The organism is Pseudomonas sp. RC10, assembly GCF_038397775.1.
In the GTDB taxonomy this organism is placed as follows: Bacteria; Pseudomonadota; Gammaproteobacteria; order Pseudomonadales; family Pseudomonadaceae; genus Aquipseudomonas; species Aquipseudomonas bambusae.
In genome coordinates this window covers 1,206,121-1,232,147 of record NZ_CP151650.1, presented here as the reverse complement: position 1 = coordinate 1,232,147, position 26,027 = coordinate 1,206,121, and the positions used below count along the sequence as shown (strand labels likewise).

The 26,027-nt window shown below is 59.7% G+C and carries 18 protein-coding genes; 12 read left to right on the top strand and 6 right to left on the bottom strand.

What is annotated here, in order from left to right; translation table 11 throughout:
* From algK to AAEO81_RS05550, 9 genes are all read left to right on the top strand, one after another.
* Positions 1 to 1,416, top strand: coding sequence for an alginate biosynthesis TPR repeat lipoprotein AlgK (gene algK, locus AAEO81_RS05590; RefSeq protein WP_341962179.1), 1,416 nt, complete (start codon positions 1 to 3; stop codon positions 1,414 to 1,416).
* On the top strand, positions 1,413 to 2,918 hold the full coding sequence (locus tag AAEO81_RS05585) for an alginate export family protein (RefSeq protein WP_341962178.1): 1,506 nt from the start codon (positions 1,413 to 1,415) through the stop codon (positions 2,916 to 2,918). The genes algK and AAEO81_RS05585 overlap by 4 nt, the downstream gene beginning before the upstream one ends.
* A gap of 27 nt (positions 2,919 to 2,945) precedes the next feature.
* Positions 2,946 to 4,577 (top strand): mannuronan 5-epimerase AlgG, encoded by a 1,632-nt coding sequence (algG, locus tag AAEO81_RS05580; protein WP_341962177.1) that lies wholly within the window; start codon positions 2,946 to 2,948, stop codon positions 4,575 to 4,577.
* Between the two features lie 13 nt (positions 4,578 to 4,590).
* The gene (locus tag AAEO81_RS05575; protein ID WP_166597151.1) at positions 4,591 to 6,030 is read left to right on the top strand and encodes an alginate O-acetyltransferase; all 1,440 of its coding nucleotides are present in this window, start codon (positions 4,591 to 4,593) and stop codon (positions 6,028 to 6,030) included.
* A gap of 7 nt (positions 6,031 to 6,037) precedes the next feature.
* The gene (locus AAEO81_RS05570) at positions 6,038 to 7,174 is read left to right on the top strand and encodes a mannuronate-specific alginate lyase (RefSeq protein WP_341962172.1); all 1,137 of its coding nucleotides are present in this window, start codon (positions 6,038 to 6,040) and stop codon (positions 7,172 to 7,174) included.
* Between the two features lie 215 nt (positions 7,175 to 7,389).
* On the top strand, positions 7,390 to 8,955 hold the full coding sequence (locus AAEO81_RS05565) for an MBOAT family protein (RefSeq protein ID WP_341962170.1): 1,566 nt from the start codon (positions 7,390 to 7,392) through the stop codon (positions 8,953 to 8,955).
* Between the two features lie 10 nt (positions 8,956 to 8,965).
* On the top strand, positions 8,966 to 10,159 hold the full coding sequence (locus AAEO81_RS05560; protein WP_341962168.1) for an alginate O-acetyltransferase: 1,194 nt from the start codon (positions 8,966 to 8,968) through the stop codon (positions 10,157 to 10,159).
* A gap of 38 nt (positions 10,160 to 10,197) precedes the next feature.
* Positions 10,198 to 10,854, top strand: coding sequence for an alginate O-acetyltransferase AlgF (locus AAEO81_RS05555; protein ID WP_166597155.1), 657 nt, complete (start codon positions 10,198 to 10,200; stop codon positions 10,852 to 10,854).
* A gap of 197 nt (positions 10,855 to 11,051) precedes the next feature.
* Positions 11,052 to 12,506, top strand: coding sequence for a mannose-1-phosphate guanylyltransferase/mannose-6-phosphate isomerase (locus AAEO81_RS05550; protein ID WP_166597156.1), 1,455 nt, complete (start codon positions 11,052 to 11,054; stop codon positions 12,504 to 12,506).
* A gap of 96 nt (positions 12,507 to 12,602) precedes the next feature.
* Here AAEO81_RS05550 and AAEO81_RS05545 read toward each other — a convergent pair whose 3' ends face one another.
* Entirely contained in the window at positions 12,603 to 15,359 is a 2,757-nt protein-coding gene (locus AAEO81_RS05545; protein WP_341962166.1) for an RHS repeat-associated core domain-containing protein, read from the bottom strand.
* Positions 15,360 to 15,413: 54 nt separating this feature from the next.
* A complete protein-coding gene (locus AAEO81_RS05540; protein WP_341962164.1) occupies positions 15,414 to 18,194 on the bottom strand; it encodes an RHS repeat-associated core domain-containing protein in 2,781 nt (926 codons plus the stop codon).
* A gap of 158 nt (positions 18,195 to 18,352) precedes the next feature.
* Between AAEO81_RS05540 and AAEO81_RS05535 the strand changes: the two genes are divergently transcribed.
* A complete protein-coding gene (locus tag AAEO81_RS05535; RefSeq protein WP_341962162.1) occupies positions 18,353 to 18,817 on the top strand; it encodes a multidrug transporter in 465 nt (154 codons plus the stop codon).
* A gap of 29 nt (positions 18,818 to 18,846) precedes the next feature.
* Complete coding sequence (locus AAEO81_RS05530) at positions 18,847 to 19,671, top strand: SDR family oxidoreductase (protein WP_341962161.1); 825 nt, start codon at positions 18,847 to 18,849, stop codon at positions 19,669 to 19,671.
* A gap of 105 nt (positions 19,672 to 19,776) precedes the next feature.
* On the opposite strand, the gene AAEO81_RS05525 is transcribed toward AAEO81_RS05530, so the two are convergent.
* The 4 genes from AAEO81_RS05525 to AAEO81_RS05510 form a co-directional block, all read right to left on the bottom strand.
* Entirely contained in the window at positions 19,777 to 20,634 is an 858-nt protein-coding gene (locus tag AAEO81_RS05525) for an HlyD family secretion protein (RefSeq protein ID WP_341962160.1), read from the bottom strand.
* A gap of 17 nt (positions 20,635 to 20,651) precedes the next feature.
* Positions 20,652 to 20,852, bottom strand: coding sequence for a DUF1656 domain-containing protein (locus AAEO81_RS05520; protein WP_341962159.1), 201 nt, complete (start codon positions 20,850 to 20,852; stop codon positions 20,652 to 20,654).
* Positions 20,842 to 23,028, bottom strand: a complete 2,187-nt coding sequence (locus AAEO81_RS05515; RefSeq protein WP_341962157.1) for an FUSC family protein — start codon at positions 23,026 to 23,028, stop codon at positions 20,842 to 20,844. The genes AAEO81_RS05520 and AAEO81_RS05515 overlap by 11 nt, the downstream gene beginning before the upstream one ends.
* A gap of 160 nt (positions 23,029 to 23,188) precedes the next feature.
* Positions 23,189 to 24,700: an efflux transporter outer membrane subunit gene (locus AAEO81_RS05510; RefSeq protein ID WP_341962155.1), complete on the bottom strand. Its 1,512-nt coding sequence runs from the start codon at positions 24,698 to 24,700 to the stop codon at positions 23,189 to 23,191.
* 181 nt (positions 24,701 to 24,881) lie between these two features.
* Here AAEO81_RS05510 and AAEO81_RS05505 point away from each other — a divergent pair, with 181 nt between their 5' ends.
* Positions 24,882 to 25,829, top strand: a complete 948-nt coding sequence (locus AAEO81_RS05505; protein WP_166597163.1) for a LysR family transcriptional regulator — start codon at positions 24,882 to 24,884, stop codon at positions 25,827 to 25,829.
* Positions 25,830 to 26,027 lie beyond the last annotated feature (198 nt).

Below are 26,027 nucleotides of genomic sequence, written 5' to 3'. Positions count from 1 at the left end.
ATGGCTAGCCCACTACGAAGCTTGTCAGCCCCTACGTTGTTGAGCCTGGCGATTGCCCTGGGTCTGGGGGGTTGTGGCATCAACCTGCCCGACCAGCGCCTGGCCAATGAAGCCCTGCAACGCGGCGATACCGCCGTGGCGGAGCAAAACTATCGGCAACTGGCGGACCTGGGTTATAGCGATGCACAGGTCGGTCTTGCAGACATTCAGGTCGGCACCCGCGACCCGGAACTGATCAAACAGGCCGAAGCGACTTACCGCGCCGCCGCTGCAACCTCGCCTCGCGCGCAATCGCGCCTGGGCAAGCTGCTGGCGGTCAAGCCCAACTCGACCCCGGCCGAGCAACACGAGGCCGAGGGGCTGTTGAAGAAAGCCTTCGCCAACGGTGAAGCCGGCACGCTGGTGCCGCTGGCGCTGCTCTATCTGCAATACCCGCACACGTTCCCCAACGTGAACGCGCAGCAGAAGATCGATGAATGGCGTGCCCAGGGTTATCCGGAAGCGGGTCTGGCGCAGGTGCTGCTGTATCGCACCCAAGGCACCTACGATCAGCATCTGGCTGACGTCGAAAGCATTTGCAAACAGGCCCTGCGCACCAACGACGTTTGCTACATGGAACTGGCCACGGTCTATCAGAAACGCGGCGACGCCGACAAACAGGCGGCGTTGTTGAAGCAGATGGAAAGCGGCTATTCCAGCGGCAGCGTCCCGGCCATGCGGGTCGACACCGTCGCCCGCGTGCTGGCCGACGCGACCCTCGGCAAGCCTGACGAGAAGACCGCTCAGCGACTGCTGGAAAAAGTTGCCCCGGGCTATCCGGCCTCGTGGGTCAGCCTCGCTCAGTTGCTGTACGACTACCCCGAACTGGGCGACGTCAACAAGATGATGGAATACCTGGACAACGGTCGTGCGGCGGATCAGCCCCGTGCCGAGCTGTTGCTGGGCAAGCTGTACTACGAGGGCAAGCTGGTCCTGCCGGATGCGAAGAAAGCCGAGGAGCACCTGACCAAGGCCGCGCCGACGCAGATTTCCGCGCATTACTACCTCGGTCAGTTGTACCGCCGTGGCTACCTTGGCCACCCCGACGCCCAGCGCGCCGTAGACGAGTTGCTGACCTCCGCGCGTGGCGGTCAGGCCAGCGCCGACTTCGCCCTCGCGCAGCTGTTCTCCGGCGGCAAGGGCATCAAACCCGACCCGGTGAATGCCTGGGTCTTCGGTCAGCTCGCGCAAAGTCAGGGCACCCCGCAGGCGGCGGACCTGATGCAGCAGCTGAACGATCAATTGCCGCCTGAGAAGCGTGCCCAGGCACAGAGTCTTCTCCAACGCGAACAGCAGGTCCGTGGGACCTCAGCGCAAAACGCGCTGGCCTTGCAGACCCTGCAAGAAGAAAAAGACGGCGAGGACGCACCTCTATGAAGCTTAAGTTGAACCCTCTGATGGCGGCCGGGCTTGGCCTGGGCTTCACCCTGATCTGGGCCACACCGACCCTGGCGGCCTTGACCGAAGAAAAGAATTTCGGCATCGAAGTGAAGGCGACCGGCCAGATGGAAGATGACCGCGACCTCGGCACCCGTGGCGGTGGCGACGTCAACGGTCTCGGTCTGGACCTGCGTCCATGGGCTTATGGCCAATGGGGCAACTGGAGCGGCTACGCGATGGGGCAAGTGGTCACGGCCACCGACACCATCCAGACCGACCCGCTGGACCAGCAGGTCAACAATGCCGATGGCCAGTCCAGCCAGCGTGCCCGCAAGACCTCCAGCAGCCGCGAAGTGGACGACAGCTACGCGGCGCTGCGTGAGTTCTGGATCGGTTATAGCGGCTTCACACCTTACCCCGGCGAGATTCTGAAATTCGGTCGCCAGCGCCTGCGTAACGACGATGGCCAGTGGCACGACACCAACATCGAAGCCCTGAACTGGACCTTCGACACCACGTTGCTCAAGGCTGAACTCGGCGCGGCGCAACGCTTCAGCGAATACCGCACCGACCTGACCGAGCTGTCGGCCCAGGACAAAGATCGCCAACACCTGTTCGGCGACGTGCAGTACCAATGGATGCCGGGCCAATGGGCGGGCATTCGTGCGCACCACACCCACGACGACGGCAGCCTGAAACATCAGGGCGAAGCCATCGACGATCTGGACAAGACCAGCCGTGGCGACCTCACCTGGCTCGGCCTTCAGGCCAACAGCGATGCGTACAACTACCGCAACCTGAACAACGTCAATTACTGGGGCAGCCTGACCTGGCTGACCGGTAATCGCGATCAGATCGGCTCGACCTACGACGCCGCCACCGATCAATACCTGGCCGGTCAGAAAGACAGCAGTCACGTGAATGGCTGGGCGACCGATCTGGGCCTGCGTTTCCGTCTCGACCCGCAATGGCAGGTCGGCGGCGCTTACTCCCGCGCCAGCAAGAACTACGAGCAGAACGGCCTTGAGAGCAACCGCTCAAACTGGACCGGCACCCGCTCACGCGTGCATCGCTTCGGTGAAGCCTTCCAGGGCGAAATGGCCAACGTGGAATCCGGCTCGCTGTTCGCATCCTGGCAAATGCAGGACGAGTACGACGCCTCGCTGATCTACCACAAGTTCCGTCGTGTCGATGGCCATGCAGGCATCGGTGGCGCAGGCATCAACCCGGCCAGCGAAAGTGTCGACGCCGATGGCGTTTCCACCTTCACGTCCTTGCCGCTGCAAGACGGCAACAAGGACCTGGGTCAGGAGATGGACCTGGTGGTCACCAAATACTTCAACCAAGGCCTGCTGCCGACCTCGGTCAGCCAGTCCTTCGACGAGCCGTCGGCGCTGGTTCGCCTGCGTGCGGGCGTGTTCAAACCCGGCGATGCGTATGGCAGCGGCGTGGACAACTACATGCACCGCGCCATCGTCGACGTCATCTGGCGCTTCTGATGCAAGCCGCTATAGGAGTGCAATGAGATGAACAGCCAAGCGAACTTACGGCATCGGGCATGGCCCCACGCCCTGCTCGAAAGCGCGGTGCTCAGCAGCGCACTGCTGCTGGCCAGCACCCAGGCCATGGCGAACACCCCGGTGCCTTTGCCCACCGCAGCTGCCGCGCAACCGGCCAGTGGCGAAGAAGTGGTCAAGGGCCTGCATCAGGCCAAGACGTACACCATCAGCAGCCCCGACGCCGGGCCGCTGAAGATGGACAAACCCAAATTGCCGGACCTGTCGGGCTACACCCAGCAGGCGATGCAGAAAAAGATCGTGCGCAGCAAGCCGGGCAAGGTGTCGATCCGCCGCATGATGCAGGAAGACTCGCTCAAGGAGTTCATTGGCGGCGATAACAAGATGGCCGAATGGGTGGCACGCCAGCACGGCATCCCCCAGGCGATCTTTGTCGACGACGGCTACATGACCCTTCAGGACCTGGCGAAAAAAGTACCCAAGCAGTATTTGAGCGAAACCTCACCGGGCGTTTTTCTGGCGCGACTGCCGATCGTGGTCGGCCACAAAGGCATCTTCGAAGTCGACAAGAAAACCACCGAACTGCGCCTGTCTCAGGAAGCCGGTGCGTTTCTGATCAACGACAACCAGTTGTTCATGCAGGACACCAAGCTGACCGGCTGGAGCGAGAAAGCCAATGGGCCGTCGACGTTCAAGGCGCCGAAGGAATTCCGTCCGTTCCTGCTGTCCTGGGGCGGTACCCAGACCTACATCTTCAACACCAAGATGGCGAGCATGGGTTACAACAACAGCAAGTCGTACGGCGTCAGTATTTCGCAGTACACGCCCATGACGAAGGTCAAGATGAACCGCCCGGACCCGACCGGCTGGATCGTCAATTCCGAGTTCTCGGACATGTGGTACGGCTACTACTGCTATGAGACCCGTGACTTCGTGGTCAAGGGCAACACCTACCGCGACAACATCATCTACGGCATCGACCCGCATGACCGTTCACACGGTCTGATCATTGCCGAGAACACGGTGTACGGGACCAAGAAAAAGCACGGGATCATCGTTTCCCGTGAGGTGAACGACAGCTTCATCATCAACAACAAGAGCTACGAGAATCACCTCTCCGGCATCGTGCTGGACCGTAACAGCGTGAACAACCTGGTGGCCTACAACCAGATTTACCGCAACCACTCCGACGGCATCACGCTGTACGAGAGCGCCGACAACCTGTTGTGGGGCAACCGTGTCTTCGCCAACAAACGCCACGGCATTCGGGTTCGCAACAGCACCAACATCAAGCTGTACGAGAACCTGGCCATCGGCAACGGCCTGATGGGCGTCTACGGCCACATCAAGGACCTGTCCGACACCGACCGCGACATCAAGCTCGACCCGTTCGACGCCGAAGTGTCGCTGATCATGGTCGGTGGCGAACTGACCTCCAACGGCTCCGGCCCGCTCTCCATCGACTCGCCGCTCAGCGTCGAGCTGTACAAGGTGTCGATGCTCGCGCCAACCAAGAGCACTGGGATCAGCTTCAACGGCGTGCTCGGTGATCGTCAGGACGAAATCCTCGATCTGCTGGTGCGCCAACAAAAAGCCGTGTTGATCGACCCGGTCGAAAGCCAGAAACAACTCCGGGACTGAGGAAGCCATTTCTATGCACGCACATTTGATTAAATTACTCAGCCTCTCCGGCCTGACCGCAGCACTGTTCGCTGCCAGCAACGCCGCTTACGCCGACGACGCCAGCGCGCCGAAGTTTACCGCCGAGCCTTGCTGCAGCCTGTGCCCGGAAGCCCATGACGAGAAGAACTACGTCACCCGCTACCAGCAGAACTTCACCACGCTGGTGCAGGCCCAGGGCGACTGGCTGTTCCGGACCCGCGAAGATTTGCGCACCGAATTCGACACCACGCCTGAAGGCTACCGTCGCATGCAAGAGCTGCACGACGCGTTCAAGAGCAAGGGCGTCGAGCTGGTTGTGGTGTATCAACCGACCCGTGGGCTGGTGGACCGCAACAAGCTGTTCCCGGCCGACCGCGACAAGTTCGACTACAACACCGCCTTGCGTAACTACCAGGCCATGCTCGGTCGTTTCGCGAAAATGGGCTACACCGTGCCGGACCTTTCGCCGTTGACCAACGAGCAGCAGGTCCACGACTTCTACTTCCGCGGCGACCAGCACTGGACCCCCTACGGCGCCCAGCGCACCGCGAAAATCGTCGCCGAATCGGTGAAGAAAATGCCTGAGTTCGCGGGCATTCCAAAGCGCGAATTCGAGACCCATCTGTCAGGTCGCATGGGCAAGAAGGGCACTCTGCACAATATGGCCGGTCAATTGTGCGGCTCCAGCTACGCCATCCAGTACATGGATCAGTTCGAGACCGAACCGAAAGGCGAAGCAGCCGACGGCGACCTGTTTGGCGATTCCGGCACCCCGGAAATCACCCTGGTCGGTACCAGTCACAGCGGCAAGAACTACAACTTCGCCGGCTTCTTGCAGGAATACATGGGTGCTGACGTGTTGAACGTCGCCTTCCCTGGCGGCGGACTTGAAGGGGCGATGCTGCAGTACCTGGGCAGCGACGACTTCCAGAAACATCCGCCGAAGATTCTCATCTGGGAATTCTCGCCGTTATACCGCCTGGACCAGGAGACCATCTATCGCCAGATGATGTCGCTGCTGGACAACGGTTGCGAGGGCAAGCCCGCGCTGATGACCACCAAAACCTCCCTCAAGCCAGGCACCAACGAGCTGTTGGTCAACGGCAAAACAGGCATCAAGGACGTGCGTAACGGCAGTAATCAGGTCGACATCAAGTTCGCTGACACCTCGGTAAAAGCCCTTCATGCGCGCCTCTGGTACATGAACGGTCGCCACGAAGACCTGAAGATCGAAAAACCTGAAACATCCGAAACCGACGGGCGCTTCGCCTTCGAACTGCGCGACGACAAGGACTGGGCTGACCAGCAACTGCTCGCCGTGGAAGTGCAGGGTCCTGAAGCGGGCACTGCGCCGCAGGAAGTCGAAGCGAAAGTATGCAAACGCAACGTGTTCCCGAATGTCGCGCATCAAACCGCGCAAGCCGGGTTATGAGGCTCCTATGCACACTCCAAAAATGATGCTCCCTACCCTTCTGTCGCTGGCCATGTTGTCCGCGTCATCGTTCGCCACCAGCGCCAGCGCAGCGTCCACGCTCGTGCCGCCGCAGGGGTACTACGAAGGGGTTGAGAAATACAAAAGCAGCGAAGGCAAATTCAGCTGTGATGCCACGCCGCAGCCCTACACCGGCTCGCTGCAATTTCGCAGCAAGTACGAAGGCTCGGACAAAGCCCGGGCAACACTGAACGTGGCCTCGGAAAAAGCCTTCCGCGACACGACCAAGGACATCACCACCATGGAGCGCAACACCAGCAAAGTGGTGATGCAGTACATGCGTGACGGGCGTCCTGAACAGCTCGACTGCGCACTCGGCATGCTCACCACGTGGGCCAAGGCCGATGCGCTGGAGTCCAAGGACTTCAACCACACCGGCAAGTCGATGCGCAAATGGGCACTGGGCAGCATGTCCTCGTCCTACCTGCGCCTGAAATTCTCCGAGTCGCACCCGCTGGCCACCCGTCAGCAGGACGCGCAAGTGATCGAAGCCTGGTTCAGCAAGCTGGCGGACCAAGTGGTCAGCGACTGGAACAACCTGCCGCTGGACAAGACCAACAACCACTCGTACTGGGCGGCCTGGTCGGTGATGTCTACCGCCGTGGCGACCAACCGCAAGGACCTGTTCGACTGGTCGGTGAAGGAGTTCAAGGTCGCGGCCAATCAGGTCGACCAACAGGGCTTCCTGCCGAACGAACTCAAGCGTAAGCAGCGCGCACTGGCGTACCACAACTACGCCCTGCCGCCGCTGGCGATGATCGCCAGTTTCGCCCAGGCCAACGGCGTCGATCTGCGTCCTGAAAACAACGGCGCACTCAAGCGTCTGGGTGATCGGGTGCTGGCAGGCGTGAAGGATTCGGGTAACGAATTCCAGGCCAAAGATGGCGATAAGCAAGACATGACGGACCTGAAGACCGACATGAAATTCGCCTGGCTGGAACCCTACTGCTCGCTCTATGACTGCGGCCCGGATGTCCTGGAACAGAAGCACAAGATGCAACCGTTCAAGAACTTCCGCCTCGGCGGCGACATGACTCGCACGTATGACCCGAGTCATGAGAAGGGTGAGAAAGGCGGTTCTTAAAAACACCACCTCCCTTGTAGGAGTGAGCTTGCTCGCGATTTCGTCAGCCCGATCAACATGATGAGCCTGACACACCGCTAATCGTCGGAATGCCGCCCAGAGCAAGCTCACTCCTACAGGGCTGCGGTGAGGCTGGATATGTTTCACCCCTCCATTTCTCATGGGGGGTTTGGGGGGGCTGCGGCCCTTGATGTTGGACAAACGGAGAGATAAGGATGGTTTTCTCATCCAACGTGTTCCTGTTCCTGTTCTTGCCGGTGTTTCTCGGCTTGTACTACTTGAGCGGGCAACGCTATCGCAACCTGCTGCTGCTGGTGGCCAGTTACGTGTTCTACGCGTGGTGGCGAGTGGACTTCCTGGCACTGTTCGCAGGTGTAACGCTGTGGAACTACTGGATCGGCCTGCGCGTCGGTGCAGCCGGGGTCAGGACCAAACCCGCGCAGCGCTGGCTGCTGCTGGGTGTCGCAGTTGACCTGTGCATCCTGGGCTATTTCAAATACGCCAACTTTGGCGTGGACAGCATCAACGCGATGATGACGTCGATCGGCCTTGAGCCGTTCATCCTCACCCACGTGCTGTTGCCGATCGGGATCTCGTTCTACATCTTCGAGTCCATCAGCTACATCATCGACGTCTACCGTGGCGACACGCCGGCGACCCGCAACCTGATCGACTTCGCTGCGTTCGTGGCGATCTTCCCGCACCTGATCGCAGGCCCGGTGCTGCGATTCCGCGACTTGGTGGACCAGTTCAACAACCGCACCCACACCCTGGACAAGTTCAGCGAAGGCTGCACGCGGTTCATGCAGGGTTTCATCAAGAAGGTCTTCATCGCCGACACCCTGGCCGTCGTTGCCGACCATTGCTTCGCCCTGCAAAACCCGACCACGGGCGATGCCTGGCTCGGCGCACTGGCGTACACCGCGCAGCTGTACTTCGACTTCTCCGGTTACAGCGACATGGCCATCGGCCTGGGCCTGATGATGGGTTTCCGCTTCATGGAAAACTTCAAGCAGCCTTATGTCAGCCAGTCGATCACCGAGTTCTGGCGTCGCTGGCACATCAGCCTGTCCACCTGGCTGCGTGACTATCTCTACATCACCCTGGGCGGCAACCGTGGCGGCAAGGTCGCCACCTACCGCAACCTGTTCCTGACCATGCTGCTGGGCGGTCTGTGGCACGGCGCCAACATCACCTACATCGTCTGGGGTGCATGGCACGGCGTGTGGCTGGCGATCGAAAAAGCGCTGGGCATCAACACGGCGCCCAAGACCTTTAACGTCGTGCGTTGGGCCTTCACCTTCCTGCTGGTGGTGATGGGCTGGGTGATCTTCCGCGCCGAGAACCTGCACGTCGCCGCCCGTATGTACGGCGCGATGTTCAGCTTCAGCGAGTGGCAGCTGTCGGACCTGAACCGCGCCAGCCTCACCGGCCTGCAAGTGGCGACGCTGATCGTGGCGTACATCACTTTGGCGTTCTTCGGTCTGCGCGATTTCTACCGCAACCGCGCACCGGAGAAACCAAACAGCGATGCGCCTGTTCAAACCGACGGCCCTGCTTCGGCAGTGCCAGGCCTGATCAAAGCCGTACCGGGCAACACGCCGGGGAGCATTCATCAACCGGGTTACATCGTCGGCACCGATGCGCAGGTTCAGCCTGCGTACTGGACCGCCGATTGGTCGCGCTACGTCATGCGCGCCTTGATCCTGCTGATGTTCGTGGCCTCGATTCTCAAACTCTCGGCGGCCAGTTTCTCGCCGTTCCTGTACTTCCAGTTCTGAGGAGCCTGATATGACCCGTTCATTACGTTTCCTCTACATCTTCCTGTTCCTGGCCATCCTGCTGGCGCTGGGCCTGTGGTCGCTGCGCAGCTTCATCGGCTTCTCGACATCCAAGGAAACCACGGTCCTCAACGGTCACTGGACCAAGGCCGTGGAAACCCACTACGACGAGGCGTTTCCGATCAAGCGCCTGGGCACCAACCTCTGGGCCGCGCTGGATTATAAGGTGTTCAACGAAGGTCGTCCGGGGGTGATTCTCGGCAAGGACCAGTGGCTGTACACCGACGAGGAATTCGACGCGGTGGCCAACGGCGAGCAGAACGAAGCCGACAACCTGGCGATCATCAAAGGCGTGCGTGACACCCTGAAAAAACAGGGCACGCAGCTGGTGCTCGCCATCGTCCCGGCCAAGACCCGTCTGTACCCTGAGCACGTCGGCGACAACAAACCTGCTGCGCTGCACACCGACCTGTATCAACAGTTCCACGCGCAAGTCAGCCAGGCCGGCATCTTCGCCCCTGACCTGCTGGCACCGCTGCAAAGCGCCAAGGACAAGGGCCAGGTCTTCCTGCGCACCGACACCCACTGGACGCCAATGGGGGCTGAAGTCGTGGCGCAGCAACTGGGCGAGGCGATCTCGAAAGAAGCTCCGCTCAGTGGCGACCCACAGACCTTCATCACTGAAGCCAAAACCACCTCGCCGTACAAGGGCGACCTGACCAACTTCCTGCCGCTGGACCCGCTGTTCAGCAACCTGCTGCCCAAGCCGGATGACCTGCAACAGCGCAGCACCAATCCGGCGCAAGCCGAGGGTGACGGTGGCGATGCGCTGTTTGCGGACAACTCGGTGGCGGTCGGTCTGGTCGGCACCAGCTACAGCGCCAACCCAAACTGGAACTTCGCCGGTGCGCTTAAACAGGCCCTGCACAGCGACGTGGTGAATTACGCCGAAGACGGCCACGGCCCGATTCTGCCGATGCTCAAATATCTGCAAACCGATGCCTTCAAGAGCAGCCCACCGCAGGTGCTCATCTGGGAATTCCCGGAGCGCTATCTGCCGGCCCACAACGACCTGACCGAGTTCGATCCGCAGTGGATCGCCGAACTCAAGAAGGCCCGTGACCCTCAACAAAATCTGGCTCAGAACGCCAACGCTTCTAACTCCAACGTCAATTCCGAGTCGCCCGATCGGGCGCAAAACTGAGAGGACTACCCAAAATGACCTTACAGAACCCAACTCGCATGCCTACCCGTTCGGCCAAAACCGGTCTGCTGAAAACCTGCGTCCTGGCCGCCAGCCTTGGCTTCGTATCACTCTCGGCCTTCGCCGGTGGCGACGCCGCCCTGTACGGCCCGACCGCTCCGAAAGGCTCGGCCTTCGTGCGTGTCTACAACGCCAGCAACGCGGAAGTCAGCGCCAGTGTCGGCAACACCAGCCTCAACGAAGTCGGCCCGCTGGCCAGCAGTGATTTCAGCTTCATGCCGCAGGGCGACTACAGCGCCAAGATCGGCAGCAACACCCTGCCGGTGAAACTGGCGAGCGATCACTACTACACCATCGTCAACAACACCTCCGGCGCGCCGCAACTGGTGGAAGAGCCACCGTTCAAGAACAAACAGAAGTCGCTGGTGCGTGTGCAGAACCTGAGCGACAAGCCGCTGACCCTGAAAACCGCCGACGGCAAGACCGCCGTGGTCGATTCGGTAAAAGCCAAAGGCACCGGCGAGCGCGAAATCAACCCGGTGAAAGTCAGCTTCGCGCTGTTCGACGGCGACAAGAAAGTCAGCGACCTGAAACCGGTCGCGCTGGAACGTGGTGAGGCAGCGGTGCTGTACATCACCGGCAACGGCAGCAACCTGTCGCCAGTCTGGGTCAAGCGCCCGACGTCGACTCAGTAAGGCAACTCGGTTTACCCCCCTGTAGGAGTGAGCTTGCTCGCGATGGCGTCCTCCCAGACGCTTCAGTTTCGACTGACACACCGCTATCGCGAGCAAGCTCACTCCTACAGGAATCAGCACAACTAGAAACACCCGAAACGACAGACATAACCGACGTATAGCCCAAACAAACGCTATCGAAATTTTGGAGAAACAAAATGATTCCAGTGATCTTGTCAGGTGGCAGCGGTTCCCGACTCTGGCCTCTTTCGCGTAAACAGTTTCCAAAACAGTTCCTGGCGCTGACCGGCGAACACACCCTCTTCCAGCAGACCCTCGAGCGCTTGCAGTTCGATGGCATGCAGCACCCTGTCGTGGTCTGCAACAAGGATCACCGTTTCATCGTGGGCGAGCAGCTCGATGCTTTGGGCCTGGACACTCAGGCCATCATCATGGAGCCGTTCGGTCGCAACACTGCCCCTGCCGTCGCCATCACCGCGATGATGCTGGCCAACGAAGGCCGTGACGAACTGATGCTGGTATTGCCGGCCGACCACGTCATCGACGACCAGAAATCCCTGCAACGCGCACTGGCTTTGGCGACCGTCGCCGCCGAGCGTGGCGAGATGGTCCTGTTCGGCGTACCGGCGACCAAGCCGGAAACTGGCTACGGCTACATCAAGTCCACCGCCGACGCCCTGCTGCCGGAAGGCGTGAGCCGCGTGGCCCAGTTCGTCGAAAAACCTGACGAAAAACGCGCCGCCGAATTCGTCGACGCGGGCGGCTATTACTGGAACAGCGGCATGTTCCTGTTCCGCGCCAGCCGCTACCTGGAAGAATTGAAAAAGCACGATCCGGACATCTACGACAACTGCCTGCTGACCCTTGAGCGCAGCAAGCACGACGGCGACAACATCGAACTGGATCAGGCCAGCTTTGCCTGCTGCCCGGACAACTCCATCGACTACGCCGTGATGGAAAAAACCCAGCGCGCCTGCGTCGTTCCGCTGGAAGCCGGCTGGAGCGACGTGGGTTGCTGGTCTTCGCTGTGGGACGTCCATCAAAAAGACGAAAACGGCAACGTCACCAAAGGCGACGTGGTCATTCAGGACAGCCGCAATTGCATGATTCAGGGCAACGGCAAACTGGTCACCGTGATCGGTCTGGACAACATCGTGGTCGTCGAAACCAAAGACGCCATGATGATCGCCCACAAAGACAAGGTTCAGGGCGTCAAGCAGATGGTCAACACCCTCAACGAGCAGGGCCGCACCGAAACCCAGAACCACCTAGAAGTCTATCGCCCGTGGGGCTCGTACGACTCCGTGGACATGGGCGGCCGGTTCCAGGTCAAGCGCATCTCGGTCAAACCGGGCGCCAGCCTGTCGCTGCAAATGCACCATCACCGCGCCGAACACTGGATCGTCGTGTCGGGCACCGCGCAGGTCACCTGCGACGAAAACGTGTTCCTGCTCACCGAAAACCAGTCGACCTACATCCCGATCGCCTCGGTCCATCGCCTGCGCAACCCAGGCAAGATCCCGCTGGAAATCATCGAAGTGCAATCGGGCAGCTACCTGGGCGAAGACGACATCGAGCGCTTCGAAGACGTCTACGGCCGCTCGACGCCGGGCATTGAAGCCGGTGTAAGAACCCAGACCATCGCACGCTGATACATCCGCTAAACCCGTTGTACTGCCCCCGCCCGCCTCCTGCGTATCCCCATCCGCAGGGGGTGGGTGGGGGCTTTTTATTGCTTATCGCTTGGTTTAGTTTCTACGGGAGGAGCGACCTTGACCTGTGGAATACAAATGAAACTCCTGATGTCGCTCATCGCTTAAAGGTCTGGCAATCAGATAGTGCCCCCAAAAGTCTGCGGTCCCCAGCGTCCATAACTCCAGCGTTTTATAGCCGAAGTCAGCAAATGTGCGCTGGTTGCGGTGCTCTAGGTTCCTCGCGATAGCACGAGCAGCGATGGTATCCAGCTCGCTTTTGATTTCAGCGGGCTCGCGCTCGGCAGCCAGATTCCCTTTGCGGTAGTAGAACTCGTCCTTCGTATCCATGACGATATGGGAAATCTCATGAACCAGCGTGGATACATTTGCGATCACGCTTCTGGTCTGGAACAAATCAGTCAAAAAAATCCTTCGTTTTTGATCACCGGGAACGACCATAGCGAAAGCTTTGACCGCCGTTTGCGAGTGAGGCTTCACTAGATTCAGCTCACTGCGCAGGTCACCTCCATGTTGATACCTGGAGAGTTCATGGTGAATCTTTTGATAGCCGTGCTTCACCCCTTCCACCACACTTTCGGGGATCACAGCGCCGGGCTCCATCGCAAGGAACTCATTTAGGCGCTGAGTGTTGCCGTTTTCCAGCGACTGTAATTCTTCCTCAATCAATTCTTTGGCGGTGCTCAGGGCCGTATCCACGGCAAACACCAAACCGGTTTCGTGAGCTTTGAGTATTTCATCAACACTGCGGTAAGGCACCTTGTACCCCTCAGCGTCCATCTTGAGAATGGGGGGATCGCTGAGATCATTTAGCCATCGGAGCATCGTGCCTTTCGAATCATATGCAGTGATCGGATTACCTTTCACAAATGCAAAGCGGTTAGGGCCATCAACATCCCCAGCAGGATCCGGACTCATCCATCTCATCAAACACGGCGCGTAATACCGCAACCCATAGTAATAAAACCCCGTCGCATCGCGTTCTTTACCTGAGTAACGGACAGCCTTGTACTTGGCCTCTATCTCGCTTCGCGTCGCAAACCAAGCCGTTTCTCCATAGGGGTAATAGACCTCGTGGCTGATAAGTTGCCCGTTCTGGTCCAGTTCGAGGGTGTTTGAGCCGAGGTGGTCGATGAGGGAGTAACGCGCTTGAGTGTTTTCGATATCGGTCGGGCGTCCCGTTTTCCAATTCAATACCCGTACATCGCTGCGCCCCGCGTTTGCAATGACCACGTACAGCAGTTCGCCGGTTGCGCTGTTGCTGCGGATTTCCAGCCCCGGCAGATAGCGCACTTCGCTTAGATGGGTCAGCATTTTTGTTTGGGTTGAACGCACTTTCCGAACCCGCGCACCCGCAGCGTCGTATTGATAAATCTCTCGATCATTGACGCCAGACGCCCGCTCGACCGGCGTGATCCCGCTCAATTGATTACGTAAATCCCAACGCAACGTCTGCCCCGGCGACAGCTCACGCAAATTCCCGTTGGCATCGAAACTCGCTGCAATTTCCTCTTCTGTCGGTGGGTTATCGCCTATTTGCAGCAACGACCGGTTGCTGTATCGCGCTGTCGCGAAAACCCGCGTGTGATTGCGGGCGCCGGTGTGAATCAGCTTTTGCAGGTTTCCGCCAGCGTCGTACTCGTAGCATTGGGTGTAGTTCCGCAGCGTATCGGCAGTTGCAAAAGGTTGAGCTGCAGGGCCTCTATTTTCATCGGCCGACTCATAACCCGTCGCCTCGATCAGTTGATAAAGCGTGTCGTAAGCAAACGTTCGAAGAGGCTCAATCTGCTGATTGGCGAAGTACCGTGTTGGCTGAGCACGGTCTTCAATACTCACCACATTGCCGACAGGGTCATAGCGGTAATGCAGATCCTGAAGTCGTCCGTTATCAGAGCGCAGATTACGCAAGCGATCATCGATAGGGTCGTAATCGAGTGTGGTGACAATGCCGTTTCCCGCTGTTTCCGACACGATCCGGTTACGAGCGTCATAGCGAATATCACTGACGACGGTTTGCAAGGACTGGCTCAGCAACTGCTGTTGAGTGTTTTTCAGCTGACCTGAAGCGGTGTGACCAAAGCGCTGCGTATTTCCCACAGCGTCGGCCTGTTCTGCTGCCTCCCCAGATGCATTGAATCGCCAACACGTTGTGGCTCCCGCACTTGGTTCAAGAAATGAATCACGCTCGTTTTCAAGTACAGGCCAGTCAGGTCCAGCAAGTTCGTTCAGAAAACAGCGCGTTTGTCCGGCCACTTGCCCGGTCAGGGTGAAGGCTGAACTGATCACACAGCCTGCGGGGTCATCGTGACGCATCAGCTGTCCGCATTGATTGGCAGAGGCGTTATCAGGGCCGCCGTAGATGAGTCGTTCGGTGCAGTGTTCACGAGCGCCATCGTTTTCAAACACAGCTTTTGCTCGCAACAACTGATCATACTCAACCCACTGCGAATGCCCTGCGCCATCCCATCGACAAATCCGTTGCCCGCCGTCACCCAGCAACTCGGCGCTCCATCCGGCATCTGCGCTTTCAGTGAAAAGCGCTTGGCCTGACAGAGAATGCACGGTGCTCAAATTACCTGGCGTATCCGGCCATTGATTCGCTGCTGCCCACAACCGAGGATCCCAGCGACTGACACGCCTGCCTGCGCAGTCGTAAGCCAAGCGGTCAACTCGATCAGAAGGGAGCTCATCGGCGTGCGCCCGATAAAAATCAATCGTGCGGACCCGCAATGTGCGCGCATCGAGGCTGGTCAGCGTTGGAGTTTTTGCGTGAAAGGCGCAGATCTCAGCCATGATTTTTCACTCCTTTGCGTTCACACCCAACAGATGCAACCAGATGCCGCTATCTCAGCTGAACTGATTGGGATGGCGTGATCGAGACGATGCTTTTCTTTCACGATCCATCCATTCGCGTTGCCCCCGCGCATCAAGGTAAAGGGCTTCATGCCTGGCGAGAGACAAAGGGCGGGATAGAAGATAAGCCCCCCAGAAATCCGCGTTGCTCAGTACGTGTTTGGGGTAGTTCAGCATCGTGTTTGAAGTCGCGGTCCGGCGCAGTTCTCCATTTTTGCCTACCGCAAGTTCGGACAGCAGTGCGAGTCGGCTTTTGAGGTAGCAAGGCACCTGTTCAGCGCCGAGCCCCCAGTTTTCATAATAAAAATAATCCTGAGTCTTCAAGACGCTGTGGGACATCTCGTGAACGAGCACTGAAGCGTTGGCAATGACACTTTGCCGGCGAAAATGATCGGTTATGAACACGCGTTTTTTGAGGTCACCGGGTTGGATAAATGCGAACGTAAGGGGCGTTGCGTTAGTTGTTTCAACGTAAATCAATCGGTTACGCAAATGGCCGCCCTGCTGATAACTGGACAGACCCTTTGCGATCGACTGATAGTTTTCGCTCACCGCAACCGCCATCCCTTCAGGGAGCGAATGGGGTGCCAAGGCGAGAAATGCCTCCAGACGGTCAGTTTCCGTTTTGAAACTGTCTACCTCTAGCTGTATGAGCTCCCTGGCTAAATTTAACGCAGCGTCAATGGCAAAAACGAGGTCGGTCTCAGAAGCCTTTTTCATTTTGTCCACACCCTGATACCGCACCCGATAACCGTCGGACTTGAGAGCTGAGATCAAGGTGTCGCGTGAGCGGCTCGCGCACGTAAACATGGCGCCATTCGAATCATATCCACTGACTGGATTTGCCGTGACGAAGGCGTAACGATTCAAACCATCGATATCGCCTGCGGGATCCGGGTTCAACCATCGCATCAAAACCGGGGCGTAATACCTCACCCCGTAATCGTAAAGTCCCGTCGCGTCTCGCTCTTTTCCGGAATAGCGAACCGTTCTGTACACGGCATCCACCTTGCTTCTACCAGCAAACCACGCTGTTTCGCCATAGGGGTGATAAACCTCCTGACTGATCAACTTCCCACCCTGATCAAGCACCAGCGTACAGGACCCAATAGGGTCGACAACGTTGAAGCGAATCAGGGGATGATCAACTTCAGCCGGTTGCCCAGCCTCCCAGTGCAGTACACGGATGGGGTTGTGCCCCGCGATCACAGTCAGTAGGTGCAGCACTTCACCGGTTTCGCGGCTGCGGATTTCCAGCCCTGGTAAATAACGTACTTCGCTGAGATGAATCAGAGCCTTCGTTAGTGTGAAACGCACCTTGCGAACACGCTTGCCAGCGGCATCGTATTGATAGATTTCCTGATCATTCGCGCCCGTCTCACGTTCCACGGGCGTGACTTCGCTCAGTTGATTGCGCGGAGTCCAACTCAAGGCCTGCCCCGGCGACAGCTCGCGCAAATTACCGTTGGCATCGAAACCCGCTGCAATCTGTTCTTCTGTTGGTAAATGAGGGCCTGTTTGCAGCAGCGAGCGATTGCTGAATTGAGCGATCGCGAAGTGGTGAGTGTGATGACGCGTACCGCTGTGAATCAGCTTTTGCAGGTTGCCGCCAGCGTCGTACTCGTACCGCTGGGTGTAATTGCTCAACGCATCGGCCGTAGCGAATGACTGGCCGGTTGGGCCTTTATTCGCCGTAGACGACTCGTACCCCGTCGCCTCGATCAGTTGAGAAAGCGAGTCGTAAACGAATGTTCGTAGTGGCTCGACCTGTTGGTTGGCGAAGTACCGCGTCGGCTGAGCACGGTCTTCAATACTCACGACGTTGCCGACAGGGTCATAGCGGTAATCCAGATCCTGAAGCCGCCCGTTATCCGTACGCAAGTTGCGCAAGCGGCCATCGACAGAGTCGTAATCGAGGGTGGTGACGATGCCATTTCCCGCTGTTTCCGACTCGATCCGGTTATGAGCGTCGTAGCGGATGTCGCTGACCAGCGTTCTCAAATCCTGATTTCGCAACTGCAAGCGTGTGCGCTTGAGTTGACCTGCAACAGTGTGATTAACGCACTGTGTATTTCCCATGGCGTCGGTCTGTTCAATAACTTCACCGGTTGCATCGAATCGCCAGCGAGTCATTGATGCTGAACCATGCTCCAGTGCGCAATCGCGCTTGCCCTCAACTTCAGGCGATTCATGAGGAATGAGTTCACTCAAGAAACGCCGCGTTTGTTCGTTCGCCTGCCCAGTGAGGCTGAACGCAGCGTTGACCACTGAACCGGCCGAATCATCGTGACGAGTCAATTGCCCACATCGATTGGCATGTCGCTCATCAGGGCCCCCGTAGATCAACCGCTCAAGGCACGTCTCTTGACCTTCATGTGTTGCGAAGACCGCGAGCGCGCGCAACAGAACGTCGTATTCAACGCGCTGCCTGCGATGCTCGGCATCCCAGCGAACCTGACGCTGCCCTGCCTCACCCAGTAATTCAGCACGCCACCCTGGGTCAGAATGCTGGGTGCACAGGGTTTGCCCGGTAAGGGAATAGATGGCGTCGAGATTCGCCGGGGCATCGGCATCGTTATTCGCTGCCCCCCATAGCCTCGGGTCCCAGCGCCGTACGGGTCGGCCAGCGGTATCGTAGGCGGATCGATTGACCCGCTCGGTCGGCAAGTTCGCTGCATCGGCACGGTAGAACGCAACCTGACGCACCGCGAGGCCGCGAGGATCGACGACACTCAGGGCAGGCGTTTTCAGGTGAGCGGACGAGAACGGAGACATGACAGGTGCATTCCATTGCGATGTTCTGTTTCTGAAGCCTAGTGGGCCGTCAGCTCCACACAGGACCGCTGGTCAGTCACATGAATGGCCAATCGCCCGTTGGTCTCCTGCTCCCCTTTCGGTACGATGCAGCTCACCTGCCCTTTCGAGATCGAACGATGATCATCGGCGCCGTACTGATCTTCACCTGGCTGATTCTGCTGCTACGTTACCCCGCTAAAGCCTTACCGGTTTCGCTGGCGGCGGCCATCGGGCTGGCCGTTGTCGCGGGGTTCGTGGTGTGGGAAGACAAGCGTGACGCATCGCGACTGGAGCGACTCCAACTGCGGGTGAATTACGCGCCGCAGCAGTGCCCTGTGGGTAAACCTTTGCTGGTGCTGATCGATAACAGCAACGACGTGCCCCTGAAGGAATTGCGCTGGAAAGTCGCGGCGTACGCATCGGGGGATACGGTCAATCTCGCCGACGACACCTACACCGCGCCGCGCTATCGCGGGCCCGGCGAACTGTTGCCAGGCAGCCAATGGCAGGACTGCCTGCCGCTGCCGCCGTTGCGTAACGGCTATCGCGCGCAAACCCTGGAATTCCGCGCCGAGCGCCTCCAAGGCACATTTTCCGATTGAACCGTCACTCACTCTTCAAGGAATGAAACATGCCTGTCGTTCTGATCACCGGTTGTTCCAGCGGCATCGGCCGCGCCATGGCGAACGCATTTAAGGGCGCAGGCCATGAAGTCTGGACAACGGCGCGCAAGCCAGCCGATGTGCAGGCACTGACTGCGGCGGGCTTCAACGCGGTGGAACTGGACGTCAACGACGGCGCTGCACTGGAACGCCTCGCCACTCAATTCGAAGCGCACGGCAAAGGGCTCGATGTGCTGATCAACAACGCCGGTTACGGCGGCATCGGGCCGCTGCTCGATGGCGGCGTCGAAGCCATCCGCAGGCAATTCGAAACCAACGTGTTTTCCATCGTCGGCGTCACCCGCGCGCTGTTTCCCCTGCTGCGCCGCAACAAGGGGCTGCTGGTGAACATCGGTAGCGTTTCAGGGGTGTTAGTCACGCCGTTCGGCGGCGCCTATTGCGCGTCGAAAGCGGCAGTCAGCGCGATGAGCGACGCGTTGCGGATGGAACTGGCGCCCTTTGGCATCCGCGTGATGGAGGTACAGCCCGGCGCCATCGATACTCAATTCGCCAAGAATGCCAGCCATGAAGCCGAGCAGGTTATCCACGAAGGCTCGCCGTGGTGGCCGTTGCGTGAAGGCATCCGCGCCCGCGCCAATGCTTCGCAGACTCATCCCACTCCCGCTAACGAGTTTGCCCGCGATGTGCTTAACGCCGTGCAACACCCAAATCCGCCTCGCCTGTTGCGCTCGGGCAACGGCAGCCGTGCGTTGCCGTTGATGGCACGACTGCTACCCAAGTCGCTGCTGGAGAAGATTCTAAGCAAGCGCTTCAAACTGCAGGGGCCTTTGTAATCCATCTCGCATCGGATACACCCGCAGATCGCCAAGCACCGTTCCTCCAGATCGACCTCGCGCAAGGCGGCGGCCGTCCAGCCACCGCTTCCCGAGAGTGTTTGATCACGGCTGCGGATTCACGATCACCGTGCAGGTGATCCCCGCCGCCAACACCACGCTGTCCGGTACGTTATCCAGGTGGATGCGTACCGGAACGCGCTGGGCCAGACGCACCCAGTTGAAGGTCGGGTTGACGTCAGCGATCAGTTCGCGGCTTTCCGGGTTGTCGCGGTCGTAGATCGCACGGGCGATGCTTTCGACGTGGCCCTTCATCACTTCGCCGCTCATCAACTGCATGTCCGCCGGGTCGCCGATTTTCACGTGGGGCAGCTTGGTCTCTTCAAAGAAGCCGTACACCCAGAACGAGTTCTTGTCGACCACCGCCATTTTTGCTTCGCCGATGCGTGCGTAATCCCCGCGATGCACGTTGAGGTTGGTGACGTAGCCATCAACCGCCGCCAGCACTTTGGTGCGTTGCAGGTTGAGTTGCGCAGCCTCCAGTTGCGCCACGGCCAGTTGGTAATCGGCCTGAGCGGAGTTGGCGACGTTGGAAGCGTCTTCGCGGTTTTCGGCAGAAATCACCAGCGCGTCCATGTCCTTGCGGCGGGCGGCGTTGACCTTGCGCATCTCCCACGTAGCTTTGCGTGACGCGACCAGCGCTTCGGCCTGTTTGACCGCCAACTGGTAATGCTCGGGGTCGATCTGCATCAACAGGTCGCCCTTTTTCACGGGCTGGTTGTCCTTGACCGGCACGTCGATGACCACGCCGCTGACATCGGCGGCAACGTTGATCACGTCAGCGCGCACGCGGCCGTCGCGGGTCCAGGGCGTGTCCATGTAGTGAATCCACAGCAGGCGGCCGATCCAGATGGCCAGCGCCAGAATCAATAACGTCGCGATCAGACTGATGAGCTTTTTCATCTCGGGTTACATGTGCCTCAACGGTAAACGGTCAGCGCCATCGCGCCAAAAATGCAGCTGAACAGGCTCAGGCGCAGCAACGCCGGATGCCAGAAAAAACGGTACAGGTCGAGGCCAGACATGAAGCGGTCCAGCGCCCAGGAAAGCACCATGGCGACCAGGAACATCAGCGTCACGGTCGGCATGTAAACGCCGTGGAAGGCGATTTCACGTGGCATGGGAAAGTCCTTGCACGGCGTGCTCGGGGGGCGACGAGGCCAACGGTGATTGCGGGTCGAGCAGGCAGGTGCGGATGAAGTGCAGGTAGCTTTTCACTCGACGCAGCGCCGAGGTGTCGAAATGCGGGGCGAACGGCTCGTCGGTGTTCTGCACGCAGACAATCGCGTGGTCCACGGCCGCCAGGCTGCGCGCCAGATTGTGGGGGTCGGGTTGCAGGAACAGGCGCACCAGCGAGCGGCCCATGGCGCGGATCGCCTGACGCCACGGCTGGGATTCCGCATAGCTCGGATGCACAGGCAGCACGTCCTGCTCGCGGCGCAATTCGATGATCGCGTGGCCGATTTCCAGCACCACCAGCATCCAGCGCAGCAGGTTGCGCTGCACCTCGGGTTTGCCTGCGGCCAGACCGTAGGCCTGATGCATCAGGTCGCGGGTGCGGCTCTCGAAACTCGAACGAATCCGACGCAACGGCGCGCTGATCGCAAATCCCACCTGCTGACGCAAATCCCCTTCCAGCCGTTGCCACAGCCAGCGACTGTTGGGCGGCAGAATGATTGCCCCGGCCGCTGCGCACAGCAGCATGCCGATGACCATCGCGATGTAATCGTTGATAAACGTATACGGGTTGTAGACCGTGAGGTTGTCTGGCGCCGAACCGATGCTGAAGAAGATCAGCAAACCCAACCCATAGCCGACCCACTGCGGGCGCGTGGTCAGAAATGTCCCGAGCACGAACACCGGCGCCAGCACCATGCAGAGCAAGGGGAAGCCGTCGATGCGGGGCAGCACGAAGAAGGTGATGAAGAAGCCGAGCAGCGCGCCCAAAAACGTGCCGCAAGCCATCTGGAACGACATGCGCCGAGGGTTCGCGGTGGTCGCCGACAAGGCAACGGTCGCCGCTGACACCAATGTCATTGAGGCCCCGCTGGGCCAGGCGGTCGCGACCCAGTACACCGACATCACGCCCAGAATGAACGTCGCCCGAACGCCCGACGCTACAGACGACATCCAGTTGGTGGTGGAGACGAACGGTTCGACCCAGTTCTCCCGCTCGTGACGATGGTCGGCCAGCGAGGCGTGGGTCTCGGCGTAGTCGTGCAGGTCATCGACGAAGCGATACATCAATTCGTAGGCGGTGTGAAAATCCAGCAGGTCGTTGTCGCTGGGCGCGGTCTTGAGGAATTCAGCGCGGAGACTGCGCACCTGTTCAGGCAGGTCGGCCTTGAAGTCGCTCAGCCGACGGGCCAGCAGCGCGGCGTCGGCGTTGGTCAGCGCACGACCGGCGAAGCCCTGAAGCAGCTCGGCCAAGGCATTGAGGCCCGGCTCGATGGCCGCGACGGCAGGCGTCACACCACGACTACGCAGACGCTCCAGCAATTGATGCAAGGCGTTGAAGCGCGTGGTGATGGTCATGAATTCGCTGTTCAAGCGGTTCAAGCGACCGTTGCGCCGGCGCATGTGCGGGTCTTCGAACACCGTCACAGCGCGCAGGCCTTCCAGCCCGACCGCATCGGCGATGAAACGCACGTTGCTGGCTTCGAAAGCCGCCGGATTGCCCTCACCGCGCAGCCCGGTCACGACGAACTGCGCGAATACGCCAAAGCGCTGATACAGCGCGTTGCGCATCGCCGCGCCAGAGCTTTGCGGCAGGATCGCCGCGGTGACCAAGGTCGAGCAGACGATGCCGAGGGAGATTTCCAGCACCCGCCACACCGCCGCCATGAACGAAGTTTCAGGGTGAGCGAGCGCAGGCAGGCCGGTCATCGCCGCCGTGTAGCCGGCGAGCACAAAACCGTACGCGGCGAAGTTTCGGTAGCGTGCGGCGCCTGCGCAGCAGAGGCCAACCCAGATGGCCAGGCTGCCGAGAAACAGCTCGCTGTTCTGGGCGAACAGGGCCATCAGCGTGACCATCACGACGGAGCCCGCCAGCGTGCCGATCAGGCGATAGAAACTCTTGGCGAACACGTGGCCACTCTGGGGCTGCATGACGATGAACACCGTGATCATGGCCGTACGCGGTTGCGGGAGTTCCAGACGCATCGCGACCCAGTAGGTCAGGAACGCGGCCATCAGGACTTTGAAGATGTAAATCCACGTCACCCCGTCGCTGCGCGCCCAGCCGTTGAGCTCGCGACGAAATTCGAGGGATTTGAGCCAGTGCAGGGCTTGGGTCATTTCAATTCAAGACCTGCATTGGCCGCAGGACGGCTATCGCGAGCAAGCTCACTCCTACAGCCGAAATTCGTCGTGAGCGAAATCAGCGACCCGCCACATAACCTGTAGGAGTGAGCTTGCTCGCGATAGCGCCCGACCAGGCCACAGATGCGCATCTGGATCACCGACTCAGCACGTTCAACAAAGCAGGGGGTTTCGGCGCCACGGTCTTGTCAGCCGCTGGCGAATCATTGCCTGCCATCAGCCCGCCGCCCAGCGCGACGACCAATTCTGCGTGCACGGTCAAACGCGCGGCCTGAACCTGCTGCTGCACCTGTTCCTGGTGGAGCAACAGGGTTTGCGCGTTGAGCACGTTGAGGTAGTCGGTCAGGCCGCGTTTGTAGGCGACCATCGCGATGTCGTAGGTCTTCTGCGCCGCAGCCACCGATTGATCGGCGAACACCTGCTGTTTGTTCATCGACTCACGACGGATCAACTGATCGGAAATGCTCTTGAGCGCGGTCACCAGCGTCTGGTTGTACTGCGCAACGGCTGTGTCATACCCCGCCGACGCCACGCCCAGTTCCGAGCGCAAACGGCCGCCGTCAAAAATCGGCAGGCTGATCGCCGGACCCACGCTGTAGTTGAATTTCTTGCCGGTCAAAAATTCCAGCATGCCGCCGCCGGTGGCCATGTAGCCCAGGCTGCCGATCAGATCGACGTTGGGGTAGAAACCGGCGTGGGCGACATCGATGCCACGGGCCTGTGCCGCCACGCGCCAACGGCTGGCGACGACGTCAGGGCGCTGGCCGAGCAATTGCGCGGGCAAGGCGGACGGCAGGGTCAACGCCGTCTTGAGCGACAGTGTCGGGCGTTGCAGGCTCGCGCCGTCTCCCGGCCCCTCCCCTGCCAACGCGGCGATCTGGTTGCGGCTGAGGGCAATGGCCTCGTCCAGCGCATCGATCTGACGATGGGTTTCGGGCAGCGGCGTTTCAGCCTGACTGACCTCGAAATGCGTGCCGATGCCGCCTTTCAGACGACGCTGCGCCAGATCGAGAATTTGCTGTTGCTGGGCAAGGGTCGCTTCGGCGATGTCGCGCTGGGCATAGTTGAGCGACAGCTGGATGTAGGCGCGGACGATGTTGTCCTGCAATTCCAACTGTGCCTGGCGCTCTTCGGCGGCGCTCATGTGCGCCAGGTCCAGTGCCTGCTCGGTGTTGTTGCTTTCCCGGCCCCAGAGGTCGAGGGAATAGCTCAAGCCAAGGGAGGCGTTGTTGTCCCAAGTGCTGGTGTTGGACAGCTCGCCCGGCCCGTAGAACTGATCCGTCGGCCAATTGTGGCGTTTGAGGGTGCTCTCGCCATTGACGTGCAGGGATTCCGCCGACTCGGCGATACCCGCCATGGCCTTGGCCTGTCGCACGCGCGCAGCGGCGATGGCCAGGCTTGGGCTGCCCAGAGCCGCCAGTTCGATCCAGTGGTTGAGTTGGTCGTCGCCGTAGGCGCGCCACCACTGCCCGTCCGGCCAATGGGCGTCCTTGGCCGCGGCCTTGATGGCGTCGTCGGTGGCCAATGCGTCTGGCGACATCGAGGTGCCTTGAGGTGCGATTCCGCCGGTTCCGATGCAGCCGCTGATGAGTAACGTTAAAGCCCAGACACTGAGGGGTTTCAGCCCTCTGACGATGCGACGCGGCACAGCTGCAATTACCCGAATGAGGAGGATGGGGATCGAGCCGCGATTCTAGGTGGCGCCCGTTACGGCGATAAGCTGGGACTTCTGTGAATCTTTATTACGGAACCAGAGATAATCCTTTGGTATGGCTGACATGGATCAGTAACTTCATGTCACAATTTGCTATCTCTCCAGAGAACGGCCAATGGACACTCTGCAAAACATGCGCGCCTTCAGTTGCGTGGCACAGGCGGGCAGCTTCACCGCTGCCGCAGCTCAGCTGGATACCACCACCGCCAACGTTTCGCGCGCCGTCTCCAATCTAGAAGCACACCTGCAAACCCGACTCCTCAACCGAACGACCCGTCGCATCGCGCTGACCGAGGCCGGGAAGCGGTACCTGCTGCGCTGCGAGCAGATTCTGACGTACGTCGAGGAAGCCGAAGCCGAGGCCAGCGACGCCCATGCGCGCCCGGCCGGACAGCTGAAAGTGCACTCGATGACCGGCGTCGGTCAGCATTATGTGATCGACGCCATTGCCCGCTACCGGCGCAATCACCCGGACGTGTCCTTCGACCTGACCATGACCAACCGGGTGCCGGACCTGCTCGAAGAGGGCTACGACGTCTCCATCGTGCTGGCCAGCGAGTTGCCGGATTCAGGTTTCGTGTCCCAGCGTCTGGGCATTACGTACAGCATCGTCTGTGCCTCGCCCGCGTACATCAAGGCGTTCGGCATGGCTTACAAGCCCGCCGACTTGCTGAATCACGCGTGCCTGCGGTTGGTCAGCCCGGTGTTTCCGCTGGAGAAATGGGCGTTCGACGGTCCGGAAGGCCAGGAAACCGTGACCATCGGCAACTCGCCATTTCTGGTGAACTCGGCCGACGCTATGAAAGCGGCGATCAGCAGCGGCATGGGCATCGGGATTCTGCCGATCTACTCGGCCATCGAAGGCCTGCGCAACGGCTCGCTGGTGCGCGTGCTGCCGCAATACCGCTCTCATGAGCTGAACCTGTATGCGATTTATCCGTCGCGTCAGTACCTGGATGCCAAGATCAAGACCTGGGTCGAATACCTGCGCGGTTCCCTGCCGGAAATCATGGCGGCCCATGAGGCGGATTTGCAGACGCATGTGTTGCCGGAGACCGTGTAGCTCGCAAACACCCGCGAAGCTGTGGGAGCGAATTCATTCGCGAAAAAAGGATCAGTCCACGCAGATGTGTTGACTGCACTGGTCTTTCGCGAATGAATTCGCTCCCACAGATCTCACTCCGATGTCATTCCTCCGGCAGCCCTGCCAATCCCGCCACAAGAATGTTAGCGTGCTACGCACTTTTCCTCTGAACCGCCC